Origin of the sequence: Sulfuriflexus mobilis, assembly GCF_003967195.1 — a bacterium.
In the GTDB taxonomy this organism is placed as follows: domain Bacteria; phylum Pseudomonadota; class Gammaproteobacteria; order AKS1; family AKS1; genus Sulfuriflexus; species Sulfuriflexus mobilis.
The window spans coordinates 3016562-3042296 of the sequence record NZ_AP018725.1 but is presented as its reverse complement, the minus strand read 5'-3'; the positions used below and the strand labels follow the sequence as shown (position 1 = coordinate 3042296).

Annotated in this window: 23 protein-coding genes; 14 read left to right on the top strand and 9 right to left on the bottom strand. The window is 55.1% G+C overall.

The window, feature by feature from the left end; genetic code table 11:
- Positions 1 to 103 precede the first annotated feature (103 nt).
- Positions 104 to 1120: a porphobilinogen synthase gene (hemB, locus tag EL386_RS15205; protein ID WP_269471108.1), complete on the bottom strand. Its 1017-nt coding sequence runs from the start codon at positions 1118 to 1120 to the stop codon at positions 104 to 106.
- Positions 1121 to 1186: 66 nt separating this feature from the next.
- Complete coding sequence (locus EL386_RS15660) at positions 1187 to 1345, bottom strand: hypothetical protein (RefSeq protein ID WP_172597756.1); 159 nt, start codon at positions 1343 to 1345, stop codon at positions 1187 to 1189.
- Positions 1346 to 1483: 138 nt separating this feature from the next.
- Between EL386_RS15660 and EL386_RS15200 the strand changes: the two genes are divergently transcribed.
- The 5 genes from EL386_RS15200 to EL386_RS15180 all read left to right on the top strand — a co-directional run bounded on the left by EL386_RS15200 (position 1484) and on the right by EL386_RS15180 (position 6570).
- Positions 1484 to 2446 (top strand): bile acid:sodium symporter family protein, encoded by a 963-nt coding sequence (locus tag EL386_RS15200; protein WP_126457063.1) that lies wholly within the window; start codon positions 1484 to 1486, stop codon positions 2444 to 2446.
- Positions 2447 to 2510: 64 nt separating this feature from the next.
- Positions 2511 to 3734 (top strand): HD-GYP domain-containing protein, encoded by a 1224-nt coding sequence (locus EL386_RS15195; protein ID WP_126457062.1) that lies wholly within the window; start codon positions 2511 to 2513, stop codon positions 3732 to 3734.
- Positions 3735 to 3801: 67 nt separating this feature from the next.
- Positions 3802 to 5067: a TlpA disulfide reductase family protein gene (locus tag EL386_RS15190; RefSeq protein WP_126457061.1), complete on the top strand. Its 1266-nt coding sequence runs from the start codon at positions 3802 to 3804 to the stop codon at positions 5065 to 5067.
- Between the two features lie 96 nt (positions 5068 to 5163).
- Positions 5164 to 5472, top strand: a complete 309-nt coding sequence (locus EL386_RS15185; RefSeq protein ID WP_126457060.1) for a DUF1272 domain-containing protein — start codon at positions 5164 to 5166, stop codon at positions 5470 to 5472.
- Between the two features lie 633 nt (positions 5473 to 6105).
- Entirely contained in the window at positions 6106 to 6570 is a 465-nt protein-coding gene (locus EL386_RS15180; RefSeq protein WP_126457059.1) for a hypothetical protein, read from the top strand.
- Between the two features lie 77 nt (positions 6571 to 6647).
- Here EL386_RS15180 and EL386_RS15175 read toward each other — a convergent pair whose 3' ends face one another.
- A complete protein-coding gene (locus EL386_RS15175) occupies positions 6648 to 7550 on the bottom strand; it encodes a LysR family transcriptional regulator (RefSeq protein ID WP_197722120.1) in 903 nt (300 codons plus the stop codon).
- A 133-nt stretch (positions 7551 to 7683) separates the two neighbouring features.
- On the opposite strand from EL386_RS15175, the gene EL386_RS15170 reads away from it, so the two are divergent.
- Positions 7684 to 8673: a zinc-dependent alcohol dehydrogenase family protein gene (locus tag EL386_RS15170; protein WP_126457058.1), complete on the top strand. Its 990-nt coding sequence runs from the start codon at positions 7684 to 7686 to the stop codon at positions 8671 to 8673.
- Between the two features lie 133 nt (positions 8674 to 8806).
- Here EL386_RS15170 and hemF read toward each other — a convergent pair whose 3' ends face one another.
- The 6 genes from hemF to EL386_RS15140 all read right to left on the bottom strand — a co-directional run bounded on the left by hemF (position 8807) and on the right by EL386_RS15140 (position 15515).
- Positions 8807 to 9721, bottom strand: a complete 915-nt coding sequence (gene hemF, locus EL386_RS15165; protein ID WP_126457057.1) for an oxygen-dependent coproporphyrinogen oxidase — start codon at positions 9719 to 9721, stop codon at positions 8807 to 8809.
- Between the two features lie 58 nt (positions 9722 to 9779).
- On the bottom strand, positions 9780 to 10358 hold the full coding sequence (gene tsaC / locus EL386_RS15160) for an L-threonylcarbamoyladenylate synthase type 1 TsaC (RefSeq protein ID WP_126457056.1): 579 nt from the start codon (positions 10356 to 10358) through the stop codon (positions 9780 to 9782).
- Complete coding sequence (gene topA / locus EL386_RS15155; RefSeq protein WP_126457055.1) at positions 10342 to 12654, bottom strand: type I DNA topoisomerase; 2313 nt, start codon at positions 12652 to 12654, stop codon at positions 10342 to 10344. The genes tsaC and topA overlap by 17 nt, the downstream gene beginning before the upstream one ends.
- Positions 12655 to 12801: 147 nt before the next feature.
- A complete protein-coding gene (locus EL386_RS15150; protein ID WP_126457054.1) occupies positions 12802 to 13281 on the bottom strand; it encodes a DUF494 family protein in 480 nt (159 codons plus the stop codon).
- Positions 13282 to 13290: 9 nt separating this feature from the next.
- Positions 13291 to 14409: a DNA-processing protein DprA gene (gene dprA / locus EL386_RS15145; RefSeq protein WP_126457053.1), complete on the bottom strand. Its 1119-nt coding sequence runs from the start codon at positions 14407 to 14409 to the stop codon at positions 13291 to 13293.
- 50 nt (positions 14410 to 14459) lie between these two features.
- Positions 14460 to 15515, bottom strand: a complete 1056-nt coding sequence (locus EL386_RS15140; RefSeq protein WP_126457052.1) for a LysM peptidoglycan-binding domain-containing protein — start codon at positions 15513 to 15515, stop codon at positions 14460 to 14462.
- Between the two features lie 177 nt (positions 15516 to 15692).
- Between EL386_RS15140 and def the strand changes: the two genes are divergently transcribed.
- The 8 genes from def (at position 15693) to EL386_RS15100 (ending at position 25705) form a co-directional block, all read left to right on the top strand.
- Positions 15693 to 16211, top strand: a complete 519-nt coding sequence (gene def / locus EL386_RS15135; RefSeq protein ID WP_126457051.1) for a peptide deformylase — start codon at positions 15693 to 15695, stop codon at positions 16209 to 16211.
- Positions 16212 to 16223: 12 nt separating this feature from the next.
- Entirely contained in the window at positions 16224 to 17186 is a 963-nt protein-coding gene (gene fmt, locus EL386_RS15130) for a methionyl-tRNA formyltransferase (RefSeq protein ID WP_126457050.1), read from the top strand.
- Positions 17173 to 18522 carry a 16S rRNA (cytosine(967)-C(5))-methyltransferase RsmB gene (gene rsmB / locus EL386_RS15125; protein WP_126457049.1) on the top strand — a complete coding sequence of 450 codons (1350 nt, stop codon included), beginning with the start codon at positions 17173 to 17175 and terminating at the stop codon, positions 18520 to 18522. Before fmt ends, rsmB begins: the two co-directional genes overlap by 14 nt.
- 100 nt (positions 18523 to 18622) lie before the next feature.
- A complete protein-coding gene (locus EL386_RS15120; RefSeq protein WP_126457048.1) occupies positions 18623 to 19207 on the top strand; it encodes a DUF4390 domain-containing protein in 585 nt (194 codons plus the stop codon).
- Positions 19189 to 21399 carry a sensor histidine kinase gene (locus EL386_RS15115; protein WP_126457047.1) on the top strand — a complete coding sequence of 737 codons (2211 nt, stop codon included), beginning with the start codon at positions 19189 to 19191 and terminating at the stop codon, positions 21397 to 21399. Before EL386_RS15120 ends, EL386_RS15115 begins: the two co-directional genes overlap by 19 nt.
- Positions 21400 to 21489: 90 nt before the next feature.
- Positions 21490 to 22872 (top strand): sigma-54-dependent transcriptional regulator, encoded by a 1383-nt coding sequence (locus EL386_RS15110; RefSeq protein ID WP_126457046.1) that lies wholly within the window; start codon positions 21490 to 21492, stop codon positions 22870 to 22872.
- Between the two features lie 6 nt (positions 22873 to 22878).
- On the top strand, positions 22879 to 24252 hold the full coding sequence (gene trkA, locus EL386_RS15105; RefSeq protein WP_126457045.1) for a Trk system potassium transporter TrkA: 1374 nt from the start codon (positions 22879 to 22881) through the stop codon (positions 24250 to 24252).
- Between the two features lie 4 nt (positions 24253 to 24256).
- Positions 24257 to 25705: a TrkH family potassium uptake protein gene (locus EL386_RS15100; RefSeq protein ID WP_126457044.1), complete on the top strand. Its 1449-nt coding sequence runs from the start codon at positions 24257 to 24259 to the stop codon at positions 25703 to 25705.
- Positions 25706 to 25735: the final 30 nt, after the last annotated feature.

The following is a 25735-nucleotide window of genomic DNA, read 5'->3' as shown; positions in this document are numbered from 1 at the left end:
GCGCAGTATATCGGCTGAAAGACCGATTGCAAATAGTTTATGACATTTTTATGACAAGCAATTTTTATGTTTTAAAGCCGCCAGTATTACCCTTGCAAAGGCCTCAGGATTCTCGTAACCATTGCGCGGCACGTTTGGCGAAATAGGTGAGGATGCCATCGGCACCGGCGCGTTTGAAGGCAAGCAGTGACTCCATGACCACGGCGCGTTCATCGAGCCAGCCATTTTCTATCGCGGCCATGTGCATGGCGTATTCACCACTGACCTGGTAGACATAGGTGGGTGCCCCGTATTGATCCTTGACGCGACGGACGATATCAAGATAAGGCATGCCGGGTTTGATCATGACCATATCGGCACCCTCATCAAGGTCGAGGCCAACCTCCCACAGCGCCTCGTCGGAATTGGCCGGGTCCATCTGGTAACTGTATTTGTTACCCGCGCCAAGATTGGCGGCCGAACCGACGGCATCGCGGAACGGGCCATAATAACTGGAGGCATACTTCGCCGAGTAGGCAAGGATGCGCGTGTGGATATGCCCCTCGGCCTCGAGGGCCTCGCGGATTCGGCCTACGCGGCCATCCATCATATCCGAGGGGGCGACGACATCGGCACCGGCCGCCGCATGCGAGAGGGCCTGTTGCACGAGCACGTCGACGGTCTCATCGTTGAGGACGTAACCCGTGTCATCGATAAGCCCGTCCTGACCGTGGGTGGTGAAGGGGTCGAGGGCGACATCGGTGATCACGCCCAGCTCAGGAAATTTTTCCTTCAGCGCCCGTACCGCACGCTGGGCCAGGCCATCCGGGTTATAGGCCTCACGGGCATCCTCGGACTTGGCCTCGGCCGGGGTGACCGGAAACAGCGCCACGGCCGGGATGCCAAGGGCAACGAGCTCGGCGGCCTCTTTCAGGAGCTCATCGATACTGAGGCGTTCGACACCGGGCATGGAGGCCACGGCCTCGCGCTGGCCGCTGCCCTCGAGGATAAACATCGGGTAGATGAGGTCGTCGACAGTGAGGGTGTTTTCACGCATGAGGCGGCGTGAAAAATCATCGCGCCGCATACGCCGCATGCGTGCCTGTGGAAAACGGCCGTGGCCGGTATCAGGTGTGCTCACTGTGATCCCCTGTTTTATGGTTTATCAGGGGATCGTACCCGAGACGGGCGGTTAATCAAACTCCACTTAGCGGAATTGGTGCATGATGACGGGTTGCAGGAACAGGGCGATCAGGATCGAGGTGGCGACCTCGCGCAGCAGGTTGGTGTCGAACTGCATCAGCCAGGTCAGTGCCTGCTGGCCAAGGATCAGCAGGGCGGCAAACAAAATGATTTTATTCAGCATGGTCGTGGCTCCGTAATGCGGTAAAGACGGTGCTATTATCGGTTTTCAGCGGAAAAATTCCGGGCAGTGCTTGGCAATTGCCTTGCGACGGCCATCACAAAAAGAATAAAGACTAATGATCATAAAGACTTATTGAATATGGGCATTCCCAGATTGATCACCAATAACCTCGCGCCGCTGACCCTGATAGCTGCCATCTGGGCCTATTTCCAACCCGCGGCCTTTCTGATTTTTGATGGCTCGATCCTCGGCATCAAGGTCTTTCTGGCCCTGTTTGCCATCACCATGTTTGCACTCGGCATTGTCCTCCAGCCTACCGAGCTGAAAGAAACCTTGCGCCACCCCGGGCAGATTGGCCTCGGCGTGCTGACCCAGTATACGGTCATGCCGTTGCTGGGCTTCGCCGCCGCCTGGTTGGGTAACCTGCCACCGGAACTGGCACTCGGCTTTGTTATTGTCGGCTGTGCCCCCGGTGCAATGGCGAGCAATGTCATTGTCTACCTGGCCGGTGGCGCGGTGGCCTTTTCCATCGCCCTGACCACCGTTGCCACCATCCTCTCGCCGCTGCTGACCCCGGCACTGGTGCAATGGCTGGGCGGGGCCTTCCTGCCGATTGAATTCTGGCCGCTGATGAAGACCATATTACTGACCGTGCTGTTGCCACTGTTGCTGGGCATGCTGGTGAGGCGTTTTCTGGGTGGCACCCTGCAGCAGGCCGGCCAGATTGCCCCGGCCGCGGCGGCCATCGCGATTGTGATCATCTGCAGCTTTGCCGTGGCCAAGAACCAGGCCCGCATCGCCGAGGTCGGCATACTAGTAATTCTACTAGTTATCCTCGTCAACGCCCTTGGTTATCTTGTGGGTTGGTTACTGGCGAGGTGGTATGGTTTTGATGCCCGGCATCAGCTGACCCTGGCGATTGAAATAGGCATGCAAAATGCCGGTCTGGGGGTGGCGCTGGCGCTTGCACATTTTTCACCCATCACCGCCCTGCCGGGTGCACTGTTTGCCGTTTGGTGCATCCTCACTGCGGCGGGTGCCTCAGCCTGGTTACGCCGAAATACGGCAGTAAATAATACAAATGAGAGAGGTAGTGCATAATCTCCACTGCTAGATTTCAGGCATGGGGTATTTCTTCTGTCACGGGTTCGGGCATCGTAAATAAATGAAAAGACAAATCGACATCATGCACCTGAAACAGGGGATGTACGTGGCCGAATTGGATCGGCCATGGCTGGAGTCGCCGTTTCTATTTCAGGGTTTTGTTGTTGATTCAGACGAAGACCTGCAAACGCTGAAATCATTATGTGAGTATGTTCACATCGACCTGGAGAAGGGAGACGATGTTGACGTTTCCATTCTTCATGCTCAATCGTTAAACAAAAAACTGATTGACCTGAAGCAACGTAGCCGCCCGGAAATCATGATTGGTTTTGAACAGGAGATAGCCAAGGCACGCGAGGTTCATGAACAAACCCGGATGCAAATAGATACGATGTTTCTTGATGTGCGCATGGGAAAAAATCTCGATGTTAGCGGGGCCAAGGAAGTGGTGTCCGATATGGTGGACAGTATTGTCCGCAATCCGGATGCCATGCAGTGGTTGACCAACTTGAGGAAGCGGGATGAGTACACGGCCATTCATAGCATGAATGTCTGTATTTTTTCTTTGACCTTCGGTCGTTATCTCGGCCTGACCACAGAAGAACTGAACGAGCTTGGTATCGGTGCCCTGCTGCACGACATCGGCAAGATGCGTGTGCCATTAGAGATCCTTAACAAGGAAGGCAAGCTTACCGATGAAGAGTATACTGTGGTGCGCAGCCATGCTAGCTACGGCCATGAGATTCTTAAAAAGACCATTGGCCTGCCTACCAGTGCGGCTGAGATTGCCCGTTCGCATCACGAACGAAAGAATGGTGAAGGCTATCCTCGCGGCCTGAAAGAAGAAGAGATACACCTGTATGCACGGGTAGTTTCGATTGTCGATATCTATGACGCGATTACCAGTGACCGTATTTATCACCATGGCATGAATACGCTTGATGCATTGAAGAATATGTTTGAGTGGCGTGTGACCGATCTGGATAGTGAACTGGTTGAGCGATTCATTCAATGCCTGGGTATTTACCCGATTGGCAGTCTGGTGGAGCTGAATAGCGAAGAAGTAGGTATTGTGATTTCGGTAGCGCAAGGCCGACGTCTGACGCCAATGATCATGCTGGTGCGTAATGCTGAAAAGAGAGTCATGATGCCACCGAAGGTGATTGACCTGTCACGGTTCAAAAGCGACGAGAGCGCACAGTCACTGGAAATCTGCCGGGTACTGGAGCCCAATACTTATGGCATCGATGTACGTGAATATATCAGCAGTGAAGTATTGCATTAACAAGACGTAGCCATGAAAATACTGACTACGCAGTATTTTTCATCGTAATCCCTATCCATTATCTACTATGATCAAACGATTTCCTGAATACAGTTTATTTTTTCTTTTGTTGTTTTGTCAGTCAGTGAAGGCGGCCAGTGAATATCCGCTGACGTTGTCGGATGGCAGTGAACTGTTAATCGAACGTTACATGGCAGCGGGTGAACAGTTGTTTATCTGGCTGGCACCTGAAGCGGGTTTGCAGCAGGCCGAGCGGAATACCGCAAGCCGGCTGGCAGAGAGTGGTATCGAGGTCTGGTACCCGGATCTGTTTGAGGCCAATTTTTTACCCGTGGTTGCCAGCAGTATGGATAAGATTCCGGCGGAACAATTGGCGGGTCTGGTCGAGGCCGCGAGTAAAACCGGCAAGCAGGTGTATGTGGTAACCAGTGGCCGTGGTGTGATCCCGGTCTTGCGTGGCCTGCGCCAATGGCAAACACAACACCCCTCAAGTGACAGCCTGCGTGGCCTTATCCTCATAAGCCCGAAGTTCTTTCTGGAAACCCCGGAACCGGGTCAGGCCGCCGAGATCATGCCGGTGGTTAAGGCCAGCAACCTGCCGATCTTTGTCATGCAACCAGACAAGTCGCCGTGGTGGTGGAAGCTGGAGCAGACCATCCCCGCCCTGGAGCAAGGTGGTAGCGAGGTCTTTGTGCGGGCCCTGAACGGTGTGCGGGATCGTTTTTACTACCGGCCCGATGCCACGGCCTTTGAAGATACGCTTGCCGAAAAGCTGCCGAGCCTGTTGTTGCAGGCGGCAAAACTGGTCAGTACCCTCGAGCCGAAACGCCAGGCAGTGTTAAGCAAACAGCCACTGGAAGACAAGATTGCGGTCACGAAGAAAGAGCGCGAACTGAAAGTTTACGGCGGCAATCCCACCCCACCTCCATTAAGCCTGCTGGACCTGTTTGATAAACGCCTGTCGCTGGCGGATTACAAGGGCAAGGTCGTACTGGTGAATTTCTGGGCCTCGTGGTGCCCGCCCTGCGTATACGAAATGCCCTCCATGCAGCGGCTCGCGGATAAACTGCGTGACAAGCCGTTTGAGATCCTCGCCATCAACATGGCCGAAGATAAGGCAACCATTCAGCGCTTTGTCACCGAGACCGTGCAGGTCGATTTCCCCATCATGCTTGACAGCGATGGCACCGCGCTGAAAAACTGGGGTGTGTTCGCCTTCCCGACCACGTATGTGATCGGCAAGCAGGGCAAGATCCGCTATGCCCTGTTTGGCAGTCGCGAGTGGGATGAGCCGGATGTGCTTGCAGTGCTGGATAAGCTGATGAGCGAATAGACAGTGAAGAAAGTGAGTCTATAATCTATGCAGGGCGGTTGTTATAGGTGCAAGCATCTAGTTATAGTTATGTGAGGGAAGAAAAAGAGAATTACAATGCTTGAATTACGCCCAACATGTGAAAACTGTAATAAGCAATTGCCACCTAATTCTCAAGAAGCAATGATATGTTCATATGAGTGTACATTCTGTAAAAAATGCGTTGATGAAATTCTTCAAAATGTTTGCCCAAATTGTGGTGGTGGCTTTTGTCACAGGCCAATAAGGCCAGAAAATAATCTAAAGAACAATAACTACTTAGGCGCTCATCCTGCATCAGTTAAAATAATACACAAGCCAGTAGATGAACTGAATCATCAAACATTAATTAATGTTGTAAATGGTCGAAAACCTTATGAACGCTAAAGCATATAACAAGGCGGTAAGGTTCGTGCGTGAACAAGCATCACACACTGGGACCAGGTAAACGGAGATTGGTCCCTTAGTTTGCCGTTAGTTGTTAATAGAAGGAATATTGAAAATATGTAACCAGGACCTTTTGCCTTTTCGCTAACTTTTTTCTTTACATTTACTATTCCGCATGGGCAGTGCCGGGAATAGTTGGATTTGTGTGGATATACAGAGACGCAAAGTCCTTACCAAAACGAATCAAGGGGTCAGAACGCTTGACATCACTACAGTTAGATAATGTGTGCCATGAATAGAAAATATAACGTAATTAAATATATAGCATGCTTCATTCTCGTGGCATTGTGTATTTGGCAAATATTACTGGCGAGGGTTTCTCTACAGTTTTCCACAATGTTTAAAGCATTTAGAGAGGATCACCCGCTAATAACCCTACTGTCATACGCACAACCACTAATATATATTTTCATGGCTATGACAGCGCTCACCGCCTATGACATATGGAAAAGAAAGGAGGTTCTAATTCTTAATACCATTACAGTCGTTGGGTGTCTTATCGTCGCAACGATTCTAATAAACTTTTATGTTGTAGTTGGCACTTACACTCCTACATTCGAACTGGGAGGGTAAATGAAAAGCAATAAAGGGGGTCAGTGCTCTTTTATTTTTGTATATTTAAAAGGAGCTAACAATATGAAAAGTCTTAAAGTTGCACTCTGGGTAACGGCTCTTGGATGCTTGACAGCGGTTCCTTTTATTTTTTTGCCTTGGGCAATTTTGGAAAATCTTATTTCGTGGTTCGGCATCGAGCCACTGCCTAATGTACCGGTTGTAGTCTATTTTGTTAGAGTGGTCTGTGGTGTCTTTGGATTGATAGGCATTTTTTTTATTATTCTTGCACGGAATCCTCTAGGTTATGGACCCATGTTGGATCTGGGCGCGTATGGACTAATACTGTTTGGCCTATTGGCGTTGATGCTGGGGTTCACAAGTGGGCTTCCCCTAATGGTATATATCGGTGATGCTTTGTTTGGGCTGATACTCGGAATTATCATTTCGATTCTTTCATCAAAATCGAAACGGGCTCGGCTTTAGAGTCGTAAAATGCGGCTATATTAATCATTAATCAAGGTCATCAAGGGGGCAGAACACTTGATTCAGAATATATATTTCTATAATGCCATAAAGAACCGGCTCACTAACTGGTGAAAGCGCGTCAGATGGACAGGTTTTTCTCCATGATAGGCGTGCAGGGTATAAACGGGCCAGTGAGGCCCGCTAATACGATGGGCGATATGTACCAGTTCTCCCGTCTTTAAATAAGGTTTGGCGACCACATCTGCTAACAATACTACTCCCATGTGTCGTAGGGCCATCTTTAATGCGCAGGCCAAGGTATTAGCACGGGCGAACGGGTTTAGTTGGATAACATCGCTTTTGTTACAGTCTACATGCCATATAGGCATTTTTTGCTGTTGCCAGCTTGTTGCCAGCCATCGATGCTCACCAAGGCTTTCTGGTGTTACCGGGCTGGCAGCGCGATGTAAATAGAGCGGTGTTGCGCAGAATATTTCTGTCATGGCGCCAATGGGTAATGCACGGTAGCTGCTATCAGGAAGCTCACCTGAATAGATGGCAACGTCGAGGTTGTTTGAAACAATATCCAGAGCCTTATCACTAACAATGAGCTCAGGCTCAAGTCCTGGAAACTCGAGGCATAGTTGTTCTATAGCCGGAATTACAATATTTGATTCAAATGCATGAGGGAAAGTTACTGCAAAACGCCCCTGGGGATTGGCTCCTGCATTCACAACATCCGTGAATATTCGGTTAGTCTGATCCTGAAGCAATTGGCACTGTGACAGCAGGCTTTCACCGAGGGCGGTCAAAGATACACCTCGAGTGGTCCTATTTAACACTCGTATACCTAACTCCTCCTCAAGCAAGCTAATTTGCTGACTGACAGCCGATTTGGTGACGCCGAGTACCTCGGCAGCCCGTGTAAAGGAGCCCTTTTCCGCTACAGCCGCGAAAGCCAAAAGCCTGGGAAGTTGTCGAAGTTTGTTAATTTTCACTAAACAGTAAGTCAATAATATATGAATTGTTAAGTATTATAGACTTATATACAGTTTATAACAGCGTAACCGGAGACAGTTACTACAAATTCGCCAGTTTTTGCCGCAGACCATGAAAAAAGTGAGGTCCATAATGCCAAAAATTATTCGTTTTTATGAAACAGGAAATGCTGATGTGCTTAAGGTGGAAGAGGTAGCAAAGGCCAAGCCTGGCAAAGGTGAAGTGCGACTTAAAGTGGAGGCAATTGGCCTCAACCGGGCGGAGGTAATGTTCCGCGAGGGACAGTATCTTGAGGTCCCCGAACCACCCTGTCGACTTGGTTATGAGGCGAGCGGAATTATCGAAGAAGTCGGCCCTGATAATAATGGTCTTCAGGTCGGCGACAGGGTTAGCACTGTGCCGGCATTTTCAATGGGACAATATGGCGTTTACGGTGAAAATCCCGTTGTACCCGGGTATGCGGTTGCACCCTATCCTGATAATTTAACTGCTGCAGAAGGAACGGCGATTTGGATGCAGTATATAACCGTTTTTGGCGCGTTGATTGAATTTGGAAAACTAAAGCAAGGCGACACCTTACTCATTACAGCAGCTAGTAGCAGTGTCGGCCTTGCTGCGATTCAGATTGCTAAAGCCTCATCGGCGACAGTGATTGCGGCTACACGCGGAGCCGATAAAAAGGCTTTTTTGATTGATGCCGGGGCAGACCATGTCATTATTACCGATGAAGAAAATTTAGTGGATCGGGTCATGGCCATCACTGCCAAAGAGGGTGCTAATATCATTTTCGACCCGATCGGTGGTCCTATATTACAAACACTTGCAGATGCAGCCGCGCAAGGTGGACTTATTTTCGAATACGGGGCGTTGTCTCCAGAAGCCACACCCTTCCCGCTGTTTACGGCATTGGGTAAGGGCTTAACACTACGTGGATATACAGTATTTGAAATTACTAAAAACCCCGACAGACTGGCGCGTGCCAAGGAGTATATTTATGAGAGGCTTAAGTCCGGCGTACTAAAACCGGTGATCGACCGCAGTTTTTCGCTGGATAATATTGTTGAAGCGCATAAATACATGGAGTCAGGAATACAACGAGGCAAGATTGTTATAACGATATAAATTTGTCGACGATTAGCTGCCAGACAAGTGATATGCCGAAACCATTTAAATTATTATTGTTTTGCGATCGAACTTGCGTCTCTGGGCTAGCAACGATGAAATTGATGAACCAGTAATGATCTTTGGCGCTGATCTATTTAAGCCAGTCTTGTGGTTGCAAATACTTTTCATAAAGCGCTGCTTCCGGACTGCCCTTCTCCGGTTTCCAGTTATATTTCCATTTCACCAGCGGCGGCAGTGACATGAGGATGGACTCGGTGCGGCCGCCGGTCTGCAGGCCGAACAGGGTGCCGCGATCGTAAACGAGGTTGAACTCGACATAGCGGCCGCGCCGGTAGAGTTGAAAATCGCGTTCACGCTCACCGTATTCATGGTCTTTGCGGCGGGCGATGATCGGCTGGTAGGCCGGCAGGTAGTGATCACCGACGCTTTGCATGAAGGCGAAGCTCTTTTCAAAGCCAGGCTCGTTCAGGTCATCGAAGAACAGGCCGCCGACACCGCGTGGTTCGTCGCGGTGTTTCAGGTAGAAGTATTCGTCACACCATTTTTTGTATTTTGGGTAGGCCGCTTCGCCGAAGGGTTCGCAGGCGGCGCGCGAGGTCTCGTGCCAGTGAATGACATCTTCCTCATTGGCGTAATAAGGGGTCAGGTCGAAGCCACCGCCAAACCACCAGACCGGATCGGCGCCTTCCTTCTCAGCGATAAAGAAACGCACATTCGCGTGTGAGGTTGGCACGTAGGGGTTGTGCGGGTGGATGACCAGCGAAACACCCATGGCCTGGAAGCTGCGCCCGGCCAGCTCCGGGCGGTGCGCCGTGGCTGCGGCCGGCAGGCTTGGGCCTTCGACGTGGGAGAAGTTGATGCCGGCCTGTTCAAACACGGCACCATCGGCCATGACGCGGGTCCGGCCCCCGCCGCCGCCGCCTTCACGATCCCAGTCGTCTTGCTCAAATCGGGCCTGCCCGTCTTCGGCTTCGAGTCCGGCGCAGATGCGGTCCTGCAGGTCGAGCAGGTAGGCCTTTACGGCATTGATATCGGGTGTGTCCATGGCGCCGTATTAAACCACAATGAGCGGGTCCATGACGAATGGGTGGTGGATGGGCTGCCTAGTCGGCACGGATCAGGCGGCCGCTCTTCAGGTCGCGGATCGGGGTGGGCCGGCGTTGGCCGCCGGTCGGACCGCTGAGGAGGTAGTCGATCTGTTCACCCAGTCCCTTGCGTACCTGCAGCGCATTGCGTGCCGGCGGATGCCCGGTGAGGTTGGCGCTGGTGGAGACGATCGGCATGCCCGCCTCGCAGCAGAGGGCGGCGACCAGCGGGTGGGCGCTGACACGCACGGCCAGTGTGTCGTGCTGGCCGGTCAGCCATTTCGGCACCCAGTCCTGCACCGGTACCAGCCAGGTGTTCGGGCCCGGCCAGCCTTGCATGAGGGTCTTGCGCTGTGCGGCGCTGATCGAGATAAAGGGTAGCAGGCGCTGGATGTTATCGGCGACCAGGATCAGGCCCTTGGCTGGGTCGCGGCGTTTGATGCTGAGCAGGCGCAGCACGGCGTCGAGATTGAGCGGGTCACAGCCAAGCCCATAGACGGCCTCGGTCGGATAGGCGATCACCCCCCCGGCATGCAGTGTGGCGGCGGCCTGGCGTAGCGGCCAACGGCCGGAACGGGTCTTAAGAGGCTTCGTCATCCTCGTCAGCGGGTTTCTCCGGTGGGTCATAGGGTTCAGAGAAACGGCAGTCCTTTTGCGGGCAGACCTTTTCGGTGCCACGTTTCTTGGTGGTCTTCACCGACAGGATAGGCCAGTTACACTTCGGACACGGCTCGGCGAGTGGCTCGTTCCAGATCGCGTAGCTGCAGTCCGGGTAGCGTGCGCAGGAATAGAAGATCTTGCCGTAACGTGACTTGCGCTTGAGGATATTGCCCTTGTGGCACTCGGGACACTCGACGCCGGTATCGGCCGGTTTTTCAATCGGCTCGATGTGTTTGCAGTTCGGGTAACCGCTGCAACCGATAAACTTGCCATAGCGACCATGTTTGATGACGAGGTCGCTATCACATTCGGGGCACTTGCGACCTTGCAGCATCTCGGCATCTTTACTGTCATCATCACCATTCAGGTTACGCGCATAGTCACATTCCGGGTAACCCATGCAACCGATGAAGCGGCCACGACGACCGAGGCGAATGGATAACTCGCCGCCGCACTTCGGACACTTCTCTTCGATCTTCTCGTGTGTGACATCGCGGCGGTCAACATTCTTCTCGGTATCGTCGACACGATCCTTGAAGGGTTGCCAGAAGTCACGCATCAGCGGCACCCAGTCTTTTTCACCACGGGCCACGGCATCGAGTTCATCTTCGAGGTTGGCGGTGAAGTCGTAATCGACATACTGGGTAAAGTATTTGGTGAGGAAGTTGTTGACGACGCGGCCGACATCGGTAGGGATGAAGCGGCGTTTGTCCATTTCCACATATTCACGGTTTTGCAGGGTGGAGATGATCGAGGCATAGGTCGATGGACGACCAATGCCATGCTCTTCCAATGTTTTCACCAGTGTTGCTTCATTAAAGCGTGGCGGTGGTTCCGTGAAGTGCTGTTCCGGGCGGATCTTTTTCAGCTTTATGCTGTCACCTTCTTTTAAGGGTGGCAGTATTTTTTCGTCATCTTCTTCCGCCTGGTCATCGACACCTTCCATATACACGGCCATGAAACCAGGGTCAACAATGGTCGAGCCGTTGGCGCGAAACAGGTTGCCTTCACCGGCCTGCAGATCGGCAGAGACGGTATCGATGGTCGCATTGATCATCTGGCAGGAGATCGTACGTTTCCAGATCAGCGAGTAAAGTTTGAACTGTTCTGCTGATAAGGATTTTTTGATCGAATCCGGGTCGCGCGCGGCCGAGGTAGGGCGGATCGCCTCATGGGCCTCTTGCGCATTCTTGGCCTTGGTCTTGAAGGTACGCGGCTCGGCGGGGAGCTTGTCCTTGCCATAACGCTCGCCGATCACCTCGCGAATCTCATCAAGCGCCTCGTTGGCCAGTGTCACCGAGTCGGTACGCATGTAGGTGATAAGGCCGACGGCGCCTTCGCCGGTATCAATACCTTCATATAACTGCTGTGCGGTACGCATGGTGCGTTGCGCGGTGAAGCCCAGCTTGCGCGAGGCCTCCTGTTGCAGGGTCGAGGTGGTAAACGGAGCGGCCGGGTTACGTTTGCGCTGTTTTTTGCTGATCTTGGCAACGATCAACGTACCCTGCGCGGCATCATTGAGTTCTTTCTCAATGCCATGTGCCTGCTCAGTGTTGGTGATAGTGAACTGGCTGAGTTTATCACCATGGTATTGCTGCAGCTTGGCGGCAAAGGACTTCTTCGCCGCCGAGAGGTCGGCCTCGATGGTCCAGTATTCTTTCGCTACGAACTTTTCGATTTCGAGCTCACGTTCGACGATCATGCGCAAGGCGGGGCTTTGTACACGACCGGCGGAAAGACCGCGACGGATTTTCTTCCATAACAATGGCGAGAGGTTAAAGCCGACAAGGTAGTCGAGTGCACGGCGCGCCTGCTGGGCATTGATCAGGTCATACGAGAGATCGCGTGAGTTCTCTATGGCCTCCTGAACCGCGCGTTTGGTAATTTCGTGGAAGACGACGCGGCCGACAGGCTTATCTTTGATTAATTTCTTTTGCTTGAGTAATTCAAGCAGGTGCCAGGAGATGGCTTCACCTTCGCGATCCGGGTCCGTCGCGAGGTACAGGGCGTCGCATTTCTTCAGCGCCTTGGAGATGGCATCGATGTGCTTCTGATTTTTCTCAATGGACTGGTACTTCATCTCGAAATTGTGCTCGGTATCGACGGCGCCTTCTTTTGGCAGCAGGTCGCGGACATGGCCATAGGAGGCGAGGACTTCGTAGTCCTTGCCGAGGTACTTCTTGATGGTCTTTGCCTTCGCCGGTGATTCGACGATAACGAGATTTTTGCCCATTGTTACGGCCGGGCTTTACTTAGCCCGTTATTCCTTTCGTTGGTTACTTGCTTATTCACGGTAAGCCAATTTTTTGCAAAAGAGAAGCCCGCGAAGTATTTTTGACACAAACCTTGTCTGCCGGCAGGTCAGGATGATCTATCAGGCTTAGTGCAGTTGGCCGAAGTTTTCCTCAAAAACGAAGTCTTCCATCCAGGCGTAGGCGGCCTCTTGTCCGGGCTGGTTGAATAGCACCATGAGCACCACCCACTTGACGACGTCGCTGTCGACCTCCTCGGCGTCGAGCGCCATGATGCGGTCAATGACCAGTTCACGACTGTGTTGATCGAGTACGCCGGCCTCTTCCAGATACATGAGCAGGCCGCGGCACTCGACATCGATGCGATCCATCTCCTCATCGGTGTAGATGCGCAGGGCTGTCGGGTGTTTCAGTTTCTGCAGCTTGTCACTGCCCTGCAGGGCGGTCAGACCCTCCAGCCAGTCGAAGGCCTTACTGATCTCGCCCTGGCCAAAACCGGCCTGGCGTAATTCAGTCTGCAGGGATTCATGATCCTCAGGAGGGTCGATATCGTCTGCCATGTAGTTCTCAAACAGGTAGACGAGGACGTCGAGTACGTTTTCTTTCATTGAGCCTTTTCAGCTGCGGCAATACCGGCCTCCCGGTAGCGCCTCTATACTGCCATGTAATTCCAGTGCCAACAGCATCGCTGAAACTTGCTCCGCCGTCAATCCACTCCGCTCAACCAGGGTGTCAATATCGACCGGATCGTGACCCAAATGCGGGAATAAGGGGTGGTTTTGTGCCCCCCCGGCGTCCTCGGTGCCCTGCTCATTGCCACCCTCGCCAAGGGCGCCGAGCAGGCTGCCGAGCTCAGCCATGATATCGGCCGAGGTCTCGACCAGGGTCGCGCCATCGCGGATCAGGCGGTGACAGCCCTTGGCCATTGGGTTATGCACGGAACCAGGCAGGGCAAAGACCTCTCGCCCCTGCTCGGTAGCCAGACGCGCGGTGATCAGTGAGCCACTGCGCAGGGCGGCCTCGATGACCAGTGTGCCGACACTCAGGCCACTAATAATACGGTTACGGCGCGGGAAGTTGGCGGCCAGTGGCGGGGTGCCGGGCGGGAACTCGGAGACAATGGCGCCATGTTGGGCGATCTCACCGGCCAAAGCCTTGTTGCGAGCCGGGTAAATGCTATCCAGGCCGTTGCCGGTGACGGCCACGGTCTGCCCGCCTGCGGCCAGTGCCCCCTGGTGGGCGGCGGCATCAATACCGAGTGCCAGACCGCTGGTGATCACCAGCCCGGCCTGGGCCAGGTCTGCGGCAAAGGCCCGGGCGTGATCCGTGCCACCTGCGGTCGGGTTGCGGCTGCCGACAATGGCCAGCTGTGGTTGGCTCAGGCAGGCCGGGTCACCCGCCACGAATAACAGGGTTGGCGGGTCGCTGAGGGTACGTAAGAGTGGCGGGTACAGCGGCGAGTCGATACAAAGGATATGCCTGCCCTCACGCGCCTCCAGCCAGGCCAGGTCGGCCTCCACGGCGGCCATGTCGGGGGCCTGCAGGTAATCACGTAGAGAGGGGGCGAGTTCAAGGTGAGCCTCGCAGATGGCCTGCGGGCTGCCGTAGTGTTCGAGCAGTTTTAACAGGCCACGTGGACCCAGGCGGGGGGCATGCAACAAGACCAGCCAGTCGTGCAGGCCTTCATGGCGGGGCCGGCCGGGGGGCGAGTAGGCGTTGTCGGTGATTGTATCCATGACAAGGCCTCCCTGCCCTGTCGACGTTTTTGATTATCGCTTTGCCACCGTTATAATTCAGGCGGATTGCGGACGGCGTCATAAATGTGCATGGCGCGTGTCGCCTCCATGACCAGGGCATAGCTGACGCGGTCAAAGCTGCGGAATACCATCAGGGTACCGGCCCTTTCGTCCGGCAAGGTGACGGTATCGTCACGATTCTCGGTAGTAACCAGGTCATGAATGGTTTCACCGCTGCGATACACGGCCAGTACCGTACCGATGTCCATTTTGTCCTGTGTGCCCTTGTTCAGTACGACGATCTGGTGCTGGCCGATCTGGCTGACGCCATCGACGACACCGATAATGGCGCCGCCTTCAACCTTCGTCCGCGGGGCATGTGGCATGAAGTGTTCACTAATTTCATTTTCATCGAAGGGCATGACACGGTCGCCACTGCGCGCTTCACGCTCGGTGCTGGTCAGCAACAGGGTGGTCGGGTCACCAAAGGCCTGCGCGGTACCCTCGCCAACATAAATCGCCTCGATACCGAGGATATCATCCTTGTCGGCACCCGGATTGCGGTAAGGTTTGCCTGGCTGGAAGAGGCTGAACTTGCTTTGTGTATCACCCTTGATGCCACGGACATAAACGCGGTCGCCGGCACCGGCAACGACATGTTCACCGGCACTTGCCACTACGTAGGCGGCTGCATCGATCTCTTTCTGTGTAAGCACCAGGGGTCGCGACAGGAACTGGCGGATCGCATCGAGCGGGATGGTTGGGATGGCCCGGTCCAGCTTGGTGGCACGTATGCCGGGTGAGAGTTTTACGGTCTGACGTCCCCGCTGGATACGCAGCACCGGTTTGCCGTTGGCGTCGTAGCTGAGACTGATGACATCACCAGGATAGATCAGGTGCGGGTTCTTAACCTGCGGGTTGGCCTGCCAGACATCCGGCCAGCGCCAGGGGTCGCGCAGGAAGCGCGCCGAGATGTCCCAGAGGGTATCGCCCTTGACGACAACGTACTTGTCCGGGTGTGAGGTGTTTAGTACCGGCGGCGCGGCAAGCAGCGTGGCACTCACCAGGCAGACGAAGACGAATGCGAAAAATTTTCTGGCTAACATGAGCATACCTTTTGTTATACCGGACTTTTAGCGATAATCCGGAGTTTACTCAATCATTAGGGTTTCCTGTGCCGCTTTGCGCATTTTCGGACCGCGCAATCGGGGCCGGAATCCATTATGATCATTATCTTAGCAGCTTAACCTGTGTAAAGACTAGAATTTGTTGACGCAATTCACATGGCCAAACTAAACATACTCAAATACCCGGATCCACGTCTGCGCACGGTGGCGAAGCCCATCGCCGCCGTTACCGATCAGCATCGCCAGCAACTCGACGATATGCTCGAGACCATGTATGGGGCACCCGGGATCGGCCTGGCGGCGACCCAGGTTGACATCCATGAGCGCATGTTAGTAATTGATATTTCTGAGGAAAAAAATAAGCCCCAGGTATTTATTAACCCCGAGATCATCGCCCGTGACGGGGCCGAGGTCATGGAAGAGGGTTGCCTGTCGGTTCCGGGCATTTACGAAAAGGTCGAACGCGCCGAGCGCATTACGGTGCACGCCCTGGATAGGGACGGTGCGGCCTTTGAGCTTGAGGCCGATGGCCTGCTCGCCGTGTGTATCCAGCATGAGATCGACCACCTCGATGGCAAGGTCTTTGTCGACTATCTCTCGCCCCTGAAACAGCAGCGCATCGGTAAAAAACTCGAAAAGGTCTATAAATACGACGCGGACCACGTCTCCCTGTAGGGCACCCGTAACATGGAAGCACTGAATATTGTTTTTGCCGGCACGCCGGATTTTGCCGTGCCGAGCCTGCAGGCCCTGCTGGATTCCCCGCACCATGTAAAGGCCGTTTATACCCAACCGGACCGTCCCGCCGGGCGGGGTCGCAAGTTGAGCCCTGGCCCGGTCAAGCAGTGCGCCCTTGATCACGGGCTACCGGTCGAGCAGCCCCTGAGCCTGAAAGACCCGACGGAGCAGGCCAAGCTGGCTGCTTACCAGCCGGATATTATGGTCGTGGTTGCCTACGGCATGATCCTGCCAGCGGCGATATTGGCCATTCCCCGGCTGGGTTGTATCAACGTACACGCCTCGTTATTACCCCGCTGGCGTGGGGCGGCACCGATCCAGCGCGCCATTCTCGCCGGGGACGCACAGACCGGCGTGACCATTATGCAGATGGCCGAGGGCCTGGATACCGGCGATATGCTGGCCAGGGTCAGCGTTGCTATCGGTGTTAACGAGACGGCTGCCGAGCTGCACGATCGGCTCGCCCCACTCGGCAACCGGGCCCTGCTCGAGGTCATCGGAGCCCTTGCCGCCAGCACGGCACAGCCCGAGGTGCAGGATGACGCACTCAGCAATTATGCCGTCAAGCTCAGCAAGTCCGAGGCCCCGCTGGACTGGCGACGCCCGGCCGGCGAACTACACCGGCAGGTCTGCGCCTTTAATCCCTACCCGGTAGCACAGGCCACGCTGGACGGTGACATCTTGCGAATCTGGCGCAGTGAGATCAGTGCGACACATAGCGATGCCAAGCCGGGCACGGTGATAGCCGCCGGTGGCGATGGCATCGAGGTGGCGACCGGCGATGGGGTATTGCGCCTGACGGAGGTACAGGCCGCCGGCAAGCGCCGTATGAGTGCAGCGGATTTTGTCAATGCACGACCGACGCTGCGTAACGATGCCGACGGTGGGGTGTGCTTCGATGTCGAAGGCTAAGCCGGCTGCAGAAAATACCCGCGCCGAGGCGGCGCGAATTCTGGCCAGGGTGATCGGTGACGGCCAGTCCCTGACCGCCGTCCTCGATCGACAGCCAGATAATAAGGGGGATAGGGGGGGCGATGAGGGCCGCGATACCGCCTTGTTGCGCGAGCTCTGTTACGGGGTGATGCGCCATGTCTTTTCCCTCTCGGCACTGACTGAACGTCTCCTTAGCAAATCGCTGAAGGCGAAAGACAGCGACGTCCGTTGCCTGATCATGGTCGGCCTCTACCAGCTGATTCACCTGCGCGTGCCCGATCATGCCGCCATTAATGAGACAGTGGCCGCGACCAAGGGCCTGCAAAAACCCTGGGCCAGGGGCCTTGTTAATGCCTTGTTAAGAAGGTATCAGAGAGAAAGTAAACACTTACTTCAGGCTGTTTCCGCGTCGCCGGAGAGCCGTTATGAACACCCTGGCTGGTTACTCGAACGCCTGCAGGCGGACTGGCCACAAGACTGGCAGACGATCGTCGCGGCGAATAATGCCCGCGCGCCGATGAGCCTGCGTGTGAATGTGGCGCGCGGACAGCGTGAGGACTACCTGGATGAATTGAAGGCCGCCGCTATCGAGGCGGCCCCCATCCCGGCGTGCGCCGAGGGCCTGCAATTGCTGGCACCGCTGGCCGTCGAGGCCCTGCCCGGCTTTGCCGAGGGCCGTGTCTCGGTGCAGGATGGTGCCGCGCAGCTGGCGGCGGCCCTGCTGGAGCCGCAACCAGGACAGCGCATACTGGATGCCTGCGCCGCACCGGGTGGCAAGACCGGACACATCCTTGAGCGGGTCGCCGCACAGGGCGGTGAGGCGGAGCTGGTGGCGCTGGACAATGATGAACGCCGTATGGGCAGGGTGGCAGAGACCCTCGATCGTCTCGAGCTGAGTGCTGAGCTGCGCGTCGCCGATGCGGCAGACGTGGCGGCCTGGGGTGAGGGTGAGGTGTTTGACCGTATCCTGCTCGATGCGCCCTGCAGTGCCACGGGGGTGATCCGCCGCCACCCGGACATAAAGTGGCTGCGGCGTGATACGGATATCGAGGCCCTGGTCCGCACGCAGGCCGGCCTGTTGGACGCACTCTGGCCGCTACTCAGACCGGGCGGTCGCCTAGTCTATGCGACCTGCTCGGTACTCAAGGCCGAAAACGTCGGACAAATGCTGGCCTTCCTGTCTCGCCAGCCGGCGGCGCGGGAAAGGGTCATCGAGGCCGAATGGGGACAGGCGCAGACGGTCGGTCGCCAGATACTCCCGGGCGAGGCCGACCGGGATGGGTTTTACTATGCCGTGTTGGAAAAACAGGCCTGAGGATTTGTTTGTATGCCGTGCGCGCGGTATAACATCAGCCATAATTAAATATATAAGGTGTGATCGCGGATAGCCGCGCTTGCAATGCCTGCCACGATTCATGACGATTGATAGAAAACAGCCGGGTTTGACCTTGTTACTCGTGTCCCTGTGCCTGGGCATACTCGGGTTATCTGCCGTCGCCGTGCAGGCGGCCGAATTTACCGTGCGGGATGCCCGGACACATCAGGTGGACGGGGTTTATCAACTGGAGGCCGATATCCGTTACCAGTTCAGTGACCCGGTACACGAGGCGTTGGCAAACGGCGTGCCGATCACGATCCGTTTGCAGGTCGAGATCGAACAGCGACGCAATTATCTCTGGAATAAATCGATTACAAGCCTGCAACAGGTCTATACCCTGGAGTATCACGCACTGAGTGAGCAGTACCTGGTCAGAAATGTGAGTCGTGGCCAGCAACAAAATTTTCGTTCCCTGAATACCGCGCTGCTGACCATGGGTGAGATCCGCGCCTTGCCGATTCTGGATGAGCGTCTGCTGACGGGAAAACCGTCCACCTATCAGGTGCGCCTGCGCAGCGAGATCGACCTCAATGCCCTGCCAGCCCCATTGCGCCCGGTGGCCTGGTTGAGCAGTGACTGGAAAATTCGTAGCGAGTGGTTTGTATGTCCCTTACGCTCCTGAAACGGCTAAGTATGGGGCCTTTATCGGCCACCCTGCTCTCGGCCCTGCTGTTACTGTCACTATACCTGATGAGTGGTGCCACGGACGACTCGGCCACTTTTAATCGCCAGTACGAGATCCTGCTGATCACCAATATTATCGGTCTCACCCTGCTGGTGATCATGATCGGGGCCAATGCTTATCGCCTGTATTTGCGTTACAAGCGCGGCGCTCCGGGCTCTCGTCTGACAACGCGCCTGTTGACCCTGTTCATCGTTATTGCCGTCGTGCCGGTATCCATTGTGTATTACTTCTCGCTGGAGTTCCTGCATCGCGGTATCGATTCCTGGTTTGATGTGCGTATTGAACAGGCGCTTGACGACTCACTGGAATTGTCACGCACCTCACTGGATAACCGTATGCGTGATTTGCTGCGGCAGATGGATAGTCTGGCCGTGGAGCTGGCCAATGTTTCTGATGATACAGCGGCCCTGGCGCTGGATGACATGATCAGCCGTAGCGGTGCGCGCGAGATGACCTTGTTTGATGGTAGCAGGATCGTGGCATCGAGCAGTGGCAGTGACTCTATGGTGATAAACCCGAATCGTCCTGATGAGTCCATCCTTGGTTATATCCGGGAAGGCAAACACTATGTCGGGCTGGACCCGATTCGCGATAAGGGTTTACACATCCGTGTGGTGGTACGTGTGCCGGTGGCGAGCCCGGGTTTCGGGGTGCGGGCGATACAGGCCCTGTTCCCGGTTGCCGAACGACAAAGTGAACTCGCCGACAGTGTGCAAGGGGCCTTTGCCAAATATAAAGAGCTGGTCTTTCTGCGCCAGCCCCTGAAGTTTTCTTTTACCCTGACCCTGTCACTGGTGCTGTTACTGAGTATCCTGAGTGCGGTGTGGGCAGCGTTTTTCTCGGCACGGCGCATGGTGGAACCGATATCCGACCTGGCTGAAGGGACGCGCGCGGTGGCTGCGGGAGATTACAGCAAGCGCCTGCCATTACCGGGCAATGATGAATTGGGTTTCCTGGTGCAGTCGTTTAACCAGATGACGCGCCGGATTGAGCGGGCACGTAATGACGCCCAGCAAAGCCGGCAACAGGCAGAGGAACAGCGTGCCTATATGGAGGGTGTGCTTGCGCACCTGAGTTCCGGCGTGCTGACCCTGGACCAGCAACATACCCTGCGAAGCAACAACCAGGCCGCCGTCCAGATTTTAGGTGTTGAGCTTGAACAGGAGCGGGGTCAGCCCTTTGCGCAACTTGCCGAGAGACAGCCGACGATCAGGTATTTCGTCGAGGCCATCACCCCGCATCTTGATGATGAAACGGAGTGGCGTGAGGAAATTATCCTGTTTGGCCGGGGCGGGCGCCGGGTAGTGGTTTGTCGTGGTGTGCGCCTGCCGGCCACGGCATTGCATGAGGGTGATAGCCTGATCGTCTTCGAGGATGTCACCACCCTGGTGCAGGCTCAAAGAGACGCGGCCTGGGGCGAAGTGGCGCGACGCCTGGCGCACGAGATCAAAAATCCACTGACGCCTATCCAGCTTTCCGCCGAACGCCTGCGCCATAAGTACCTGAAGACGATGGATGCCGAGTCTGCCGAGGTGCTGGACCGCTCCACGCATACCATCGTCCAGCAGGTCGAGGCCATGAAGGCGATGGTTGATGCCTTCTCAGAATATGCCCGCGCCCCGCAGATGAAACTGGCAGCACTGGACCTGAATTCGCTGATCAATGAGGTCCTTGACCTGTATCGTAACGAGGCAATGCCACTGCACATTGAACTGGAACTCGATGCCTCCATGCCGCAGGTGGAGGCCGACGAGGGGCGTTTGCGTCAGTTATTGCACAACCTGATTAAGAATGCACTCGAGGCCATGGAGGCGGTAGCGGCACCGAGTCTGTATGTGACGACACACTGCATGGAGGAGTCGAATTGTCGCTTTGTTGAAGTGCGACTACGCGATACGGGCCCGGGTTTGCCCGCCGATTTGCAGAATGAACTGTTTGAACCCTATGTTTCCAGCAAGGCCAAGGGTACCGGGCTGGGGCTGGCGATAGTGAAAAAGATCGTTGAAGAACATGGTGGCATGGTCTGGGCAGAAAACAGCGAACAGGGCGGTGCCTGCATTGTCATCCGTTTACCAGTACTGCATAGTGATGTCGTAAAAGAAGTGCATGTTGAAACGAATGCTGAATAAGGGCACAAGCGCAGTAGTAAAACGGCGACAGCACGCTACAATACCTCTATGTCCTGAAGGGCAGACAACCCACAATATAAGAATCCATTCATGAGCACGGCACACATACTTGTTGTTGATGACGAGCCAGACATCAGAAACCTCGTCCAGGAGATCCTCATCGACGAGGGCTATGATGTTACCGTGGCCGAAAATGCCGCTGCCGCCCGGGCGGCGCGTCGCGCCCGCCGCCCGGACTTGATCCTGCTGGACATCTGGATGCCGGATGTCGATGGCATCACCCTTCTCAAGGAATGGCAGGCTGAAGGCACAGGCAATGCCCCAGTGATCATGATGTCCGGGCATGGCACGGTGGAAACCGCCGTGGAGGCGACCCGTCTCGGCGCTTACGATTTTATTGAGAAGCCGCTGTCCCTCGCCAAGTTGCTGTTAACGGCGGAACGGGCCCTGGAGGCCGACAAGCTGCAACGCGAAAACGTCGACATGCGCGAGCACCTGCGTCCCGTGATCGAGCCGTTGGGCAAGAGTGTCTGTATGCAACAGTTACGCGAACAAATAGAGCGCGTCGCCGAGCATGATGCGGGTGTGCTGATTACCGGTGAGCCGGGCAGCGGCAAACACCAGGCCGCCCTCTACCTGCATAGTAAGAGTAACCGCGGAAAAGGATCCTTTATCGAGGTGGGGGTCGCCTCGATAACCGATGAACATTCAGCAGTGGAACTGTTCGGTAGCGAGCGCAACGGCAAGATCAGTTATGGTCGACTTGAACAGGCCAATGGTGGCACACTCTTCTTTGATGACATTGCCGACATGGACCTGGCAACGCAGGGACGCCTGGTCAGCGCCCTCGATACGGGTTCCTTTGTCCGGGTCGGCGGCAGTGAGGCCGTGAAGATCGACGTGCGCGTGATTGCCGCCAGCCATCATGACTTGCAGCAAAAGGTTGCCGCCGGTGAATTTCGCGATGACCTGTATTATCAACTCAGTGTGGTGCCAGTGCGGATCCCGGCCTTGCGCGAACATAGCGAAGATATTCCTGAATTACTCAATCATTTTGTCGACCTGTTTGTGACCCACGATCACCTGCCTTACCGCAGCTTCAGTGTTGCCGCGCAAAACCGCCTGCGTAATTACGGTTGGCCGGGAAATATCCGTGAATTGCAGAATATGGTTCAGCGGGTCTTGATAAATGGTGGCAGCAGTTCGGTGGAGCTGGATGAGATTGAACCGATGCTGAACGAAGATCGTCTGCGCTCGCAGTCAAGCATGCAGGGTGTGCCACAGGTTTTTGATCTGCCCCTGCGTGAGGCGCGTGAGCAGTTCGAGAAGGCCTACCTGGAACATCGCCTGCAGGAGGCCGGCGGCAGCGTTGGCAAGGTGGCGAAACTAGCCGGGATCGAACGCACCCACTTGTATCGCAAACTGCGTGCCCTGGGCATTGATACAAAAAAGATAGGTAGTACAGATGGGTAAGCGGGTATGAAAATCATCATCCTTGGTGCCGGGCAAGTCGGTAGCTCAGTGGCAGAGAATCTCGTCAGTGAGGCGAATGACATTACGGTGGTCGATACCGACATCCAGCGTCTGCAGGAATTACAGGACCGTTTTGATCTTGGCACGGTGGTCGGCCATGCCTCGCACCCCGGGGTACTGACACGTGCCGGCGCCGAAGATGCCGATATGATTCTTGCTGTAACCAACAGCGATGAGACCAACATGATCGCCTGCCAGGTGGCTTATACACTGTTTCACACCCCCACCAAGATCGCCCGTGTACGTGAAGTCGAATACCTCTCGCGACCACAGCTGTTTACCCAGGAGGCCCTGCCTATCGATGTACTCATCAGCCCCGAGCAGCTGGTCAAGGATTATGTGGAACGCCTGATTGAGTATCCTGGCGCCCTGCAGGTTCTCGACTTTGCTGATGGCCGGGTGTCACTGGTGGCAGTTAAGGCCTACTACGGCGGGCCATTGGTGGGTCACGAACTACGTGCCCTGCGCGAGCACATGCCCAAGGTGGCTACGCGGGTGGCCGCCATCTTCCGCCGTGGTCGTGCGATCATTCCCGAAGGAACGACCGTGATCGAGGCCGATGATGAGGTGTTTTTTATCGCGGCGAATAAAGACATTCGTGCCGTGATGGGTGAGTTGCGCAAGCTGGATAAACCCTGCAAGCGGGTAATGCTGGCCGGTGGCGGCAATATCGGCCGTCGTCTGGCCAAGTCGCTGGAGTCAAAATATCAGGTCAAACTGATCGACCATAACTATGATGCAACCAAAAGACTGTCCGAGGAACTGGAGAGTACTATCGTCCTCTACGGCGATGCGGCCGACGAGGAGTTGTTGTTGGAAGAAAACATCGAGAACACCGATGTGTTTTGTGCCCTGACCAATGACGATGAGGCAAATATCCTCTCCGCCATGCTGGCCAAACGTATGGGCGCACGCAAGGTTATGGCCCTTATCAACCGTGCCGCCTATGTCGACCTGGTACAAAGCGGTATCATTGATATCGCCATTTCACCCCAACAGGCCACCATTGGTAGCTTGTTGGCACACGTGCGCCGCGGTGACGTGGTGGTCGTGCACTCTCTGCGTCGTGGTGCCGCCGAGGCCATTGAGGCAATTGCCCACGGTGACAGTCATACCTCGAAGGTGGTCGGCCGAGCCGTTGGGCAGATCAAATTGCCGAAGGGCACCACTATCGGTGCCATCGTTCGCGGTGAAGAGGTGATCATCGTCCACCACGATACCGTGATTGAGGAAGATGACCACGTGATCCTGTTCCTCGTAGACAAGAGCCGTATCGCCGAGGTGGAAAAACTCTTCCAGGTCGGTATTACCTTTATCTAAACTCATGCAACCGATTGCCATACAACGCATCCTTGGCATCCTGCTCATGCTGTTCAGCATAACCATGTTGCCGCCGGCCGCAGTGGCCTGGCTTTATGGCGACGGTGCCATGGGACCCTTCATCCTGGCCTTTATCCTGACCCTGGTAACCGGCCTTGCCGCCTGGTTACCCGTACACCGTTCACGCCGTGAGCTGCGCCTGCGCGACGGTTTCCTGGTTGTCGTGTTGTTCTGGACGGTGCTGGGTCTGTTCGGCGCCCTGCCCTTCGTGCTTTATAAAGACCTTGGTCTCTCTTATACCGATGCGGCGTTTGAATCCCTCTCCGGCCTGACCACCACGGGTGCCACCGTGATCACCGGCCTGGATACCCTGCCGCATGCCATCCTCTATTATCGCCAGCAACTGCAGTGGCTGGGTGGCATGGGGATTATCGTACTGGCCGTGGCAATCCTGCCGATGCTCGGTATTGGTGGCATGCAGTTGTTCCGCGCCGAGACGCCGGGACCGATGAAAGATTCCAAGCTGACGCCGCGTATTACCGAAACGGCCAAGGCACTCTGGTATATCTACCTCGGCTTGACGGTAGTCTGCGCCCTCGCCTACCGTTTTGGTGGCATGAACACCTTTGATGCGATCGCCCACGCCTTTTCCACGGTGGCGATTGGTGGTTTTTCGACACATGACCTGAGCATGGGCTATTTTGAAAACCCGCTTATCGAGAGTGTCGCGATCATCTTCATGTTACTGGCCGGCATGAACTTTGCCATGCATTTTATGGCCTGGCGTTCACTGAGCATTCGTCCCTACCTGCATGATCCCGAGGTACGTATGTATGTCAGCGTCCTGTTTATTGTTGCTGTGATCACTGCGGCGTATTTGTTTATTAGCCAAAGTTTCTCCTTCGGCGAATCGATTCGTCACGGGCTTTTTCAAACGGTCTCGATTGGTACAACTACAGGTTTCACCACCACCGGTTATGCCAATTGGCCGGGGATGTTACCGGTGTTATTACTGTTTGCGAGTTTTGTTGGGGGTTGTGCCGGTTCCACCGGTGGTGGCATGAAGGTGATCCGGTTCCTTTTGTTATTGAAACAAGGGGTGCGTGAAGTTCGCAGGCTGGTCCATCCGAATGCGCAGATCCCGGTCAAGATTGGCAAGAAGGCCGTGTCTGATCGAGTCATAAATTCGGTATGGAGTTTTTTCTCTGCCTATGTGGCGACCTTCAGCATTATGCTGTTAATCCTCATGGGCACAGGTCTTGATCAGGTAACGGCCTTCTCGGCAGTGGCGGCCTGCATGAATAACCTTGGCCCGGGCCTGGGCAAGGTTGCCCTGCACTATGGTGATATTAACGACACCGCTAAATGGGTGTTGTGTTTTGCGATGTTACTCGGGCGTTTGGAGATTTTTACACTTTTGGTTTTGCTGACGCCTGCATTCTGGCGACGTTAAAGGTGTTTTCATATTCTTTTGTCCCTCTCC

Excerpts from the sequence above, each read along its gene's own strand:
- EL386_RS15150 (WP_126457054.1), bottom strand. The coding sequence starts at position 13,281 with ATGAAAGAAAACGTACTCGACGTCCTCGTCTACCTGTTTGAGAACTAC.
- def (WP_126457051.1), top strand. The coding sequence starts at position 15,693 with ATGGCCAAACTAAACATACTCAAATACCCGGATCCACGTCTGCGCACG.
- EL386_RS15140 (WP_126457052.1), bottom strand. The coding sequence starts at position 15,515 with ATGTTAGCCAGAAAATTTTTCGCATTCGTCTTCGTCTGCCTGGTGAGT.
- EL386_RS15185 (WP_126457060.1), top strand. The coding sequence starts at position 5,164 with ATGCTTGAATTACGCCCAACATGTGAAAACTGTAATAAGCAATTGCCA.
- EL386_RS15200 (WP_126457063.1), top strand. The coding sequence starts at position 1,484 with ATGGGCATTCCCAGATTGATCACCAATAACCTCGCGCCGCTGACCCTG.
- EL386_RS15120 (WP_126457048.1), top strand. The coding sequence starts at position 18,623 with ATGACGATTGATAGAAAACAGCCGGGTTTGACCTTGTTACTCGTGTCC.
- EL386_RS15195 (WP_126457062.1), top strand. The coding sequence starts at position 2,511 with ATGAAAAGACAAATCGACATCATGCACCTGAAACAGGGGATGTACGTG.
- trkA (WP_126457045.1), top strand. The coding sequence starts at position 22,879 with ATGAAAATCATCATCCTTGGTGCCGGGCAAGTCGGTAGCTCAGTGGCA.
- EL386_RS15100 (WP_126457044.1), top strand. The coding sequence starts at position 24,257 with ATGCAACCGATTGCCATACAACGCATCCTTGGCATCCTGCTCATGCTG.
- fmt (WP_126457050.1), top strand. The coding sequence starts at position 16,224 with ATGGAAGCACTGAATATTGTTTTTGCCGGCACGCCGGATTTTGCCGTG.
- EL386_RS15170 (WP_126457058.1), top strand. The coding sequence starts at position 7,684 with ATGCCAAAAATTATTCGTTTTTATGAAACAGGAAATGCTGATGTGCTT.
- EL386_RS15190 (WP_126457061.1), top strand. The coding sequence starts at position 3,802 with ATGATCAAACGATTTCCTGAATACAGTTTATTTTTTCTTTTGTTGTTT.
- tsaC (WP_126457056.1), bottom strand. The coding sequence starts at position 10,358 with ATGACGAAGCCTCTTAAGACCCGTTCCGGCCGTTGGCCGCTACGCCAG.
- dprA (WP_126457053.1), bottom strand. The coding sequence starts at position 14,409 with ATGGATACAATCACCGACAACGCCTACTCGCCCCCCGGCCGGCCCCGC.
- EL386_RS15110 (WP_126457046.1), top strand. The coding sequence starts at position 21,490 with ATGAGCACGGCACACATACTTGTTGTTGATGACGAGCCAGACATCAGA.
- topA (WP_126457055.1), bottom strand. The coding sequence starts at position 12,654 with ATGGGCAAAAATCTCGTTATCGTCGAATCACCGGCGAAGGCAAAGACC.
- rsmB (WP_126457049.1), top strand. The coding sequence starts at position 17,173 with ATGTCGAAGGCTAAGCCGGCTGCAGAAAATACCCGCGCCGAGGCGGCG.
- EL386_RS15115 (WP_126457047.1), top strand. The coding sequence starts at position 19,189 with ATGTCCCTTACGCTCCTGAAACGGCTAAGTATGGGGCCTTTATCGGCC.
- EL386_RS15660 (WP_172597756.1), bottom strand. The coding sequence starts at position 1,345 with ATGCTGAATAAAATCATTTTGTTTGCCGCCCTGCTGATCCTTGGCCAG.
- hemF (WP_126457057.1), bottom strand. The coding sequence starts at position 9,721 with ATGGACACACCCGATATCAATGCCGTAAAGGCCTACCTGCTCGACCTG.
- EL386_RS15180 (WP_126457059.1), top strand. The coding sequence starts at position 6,106 with ATGAAAAGCAATAAAGGGGGTCAGTGCTCTTTTATTTTTGTATATTTA.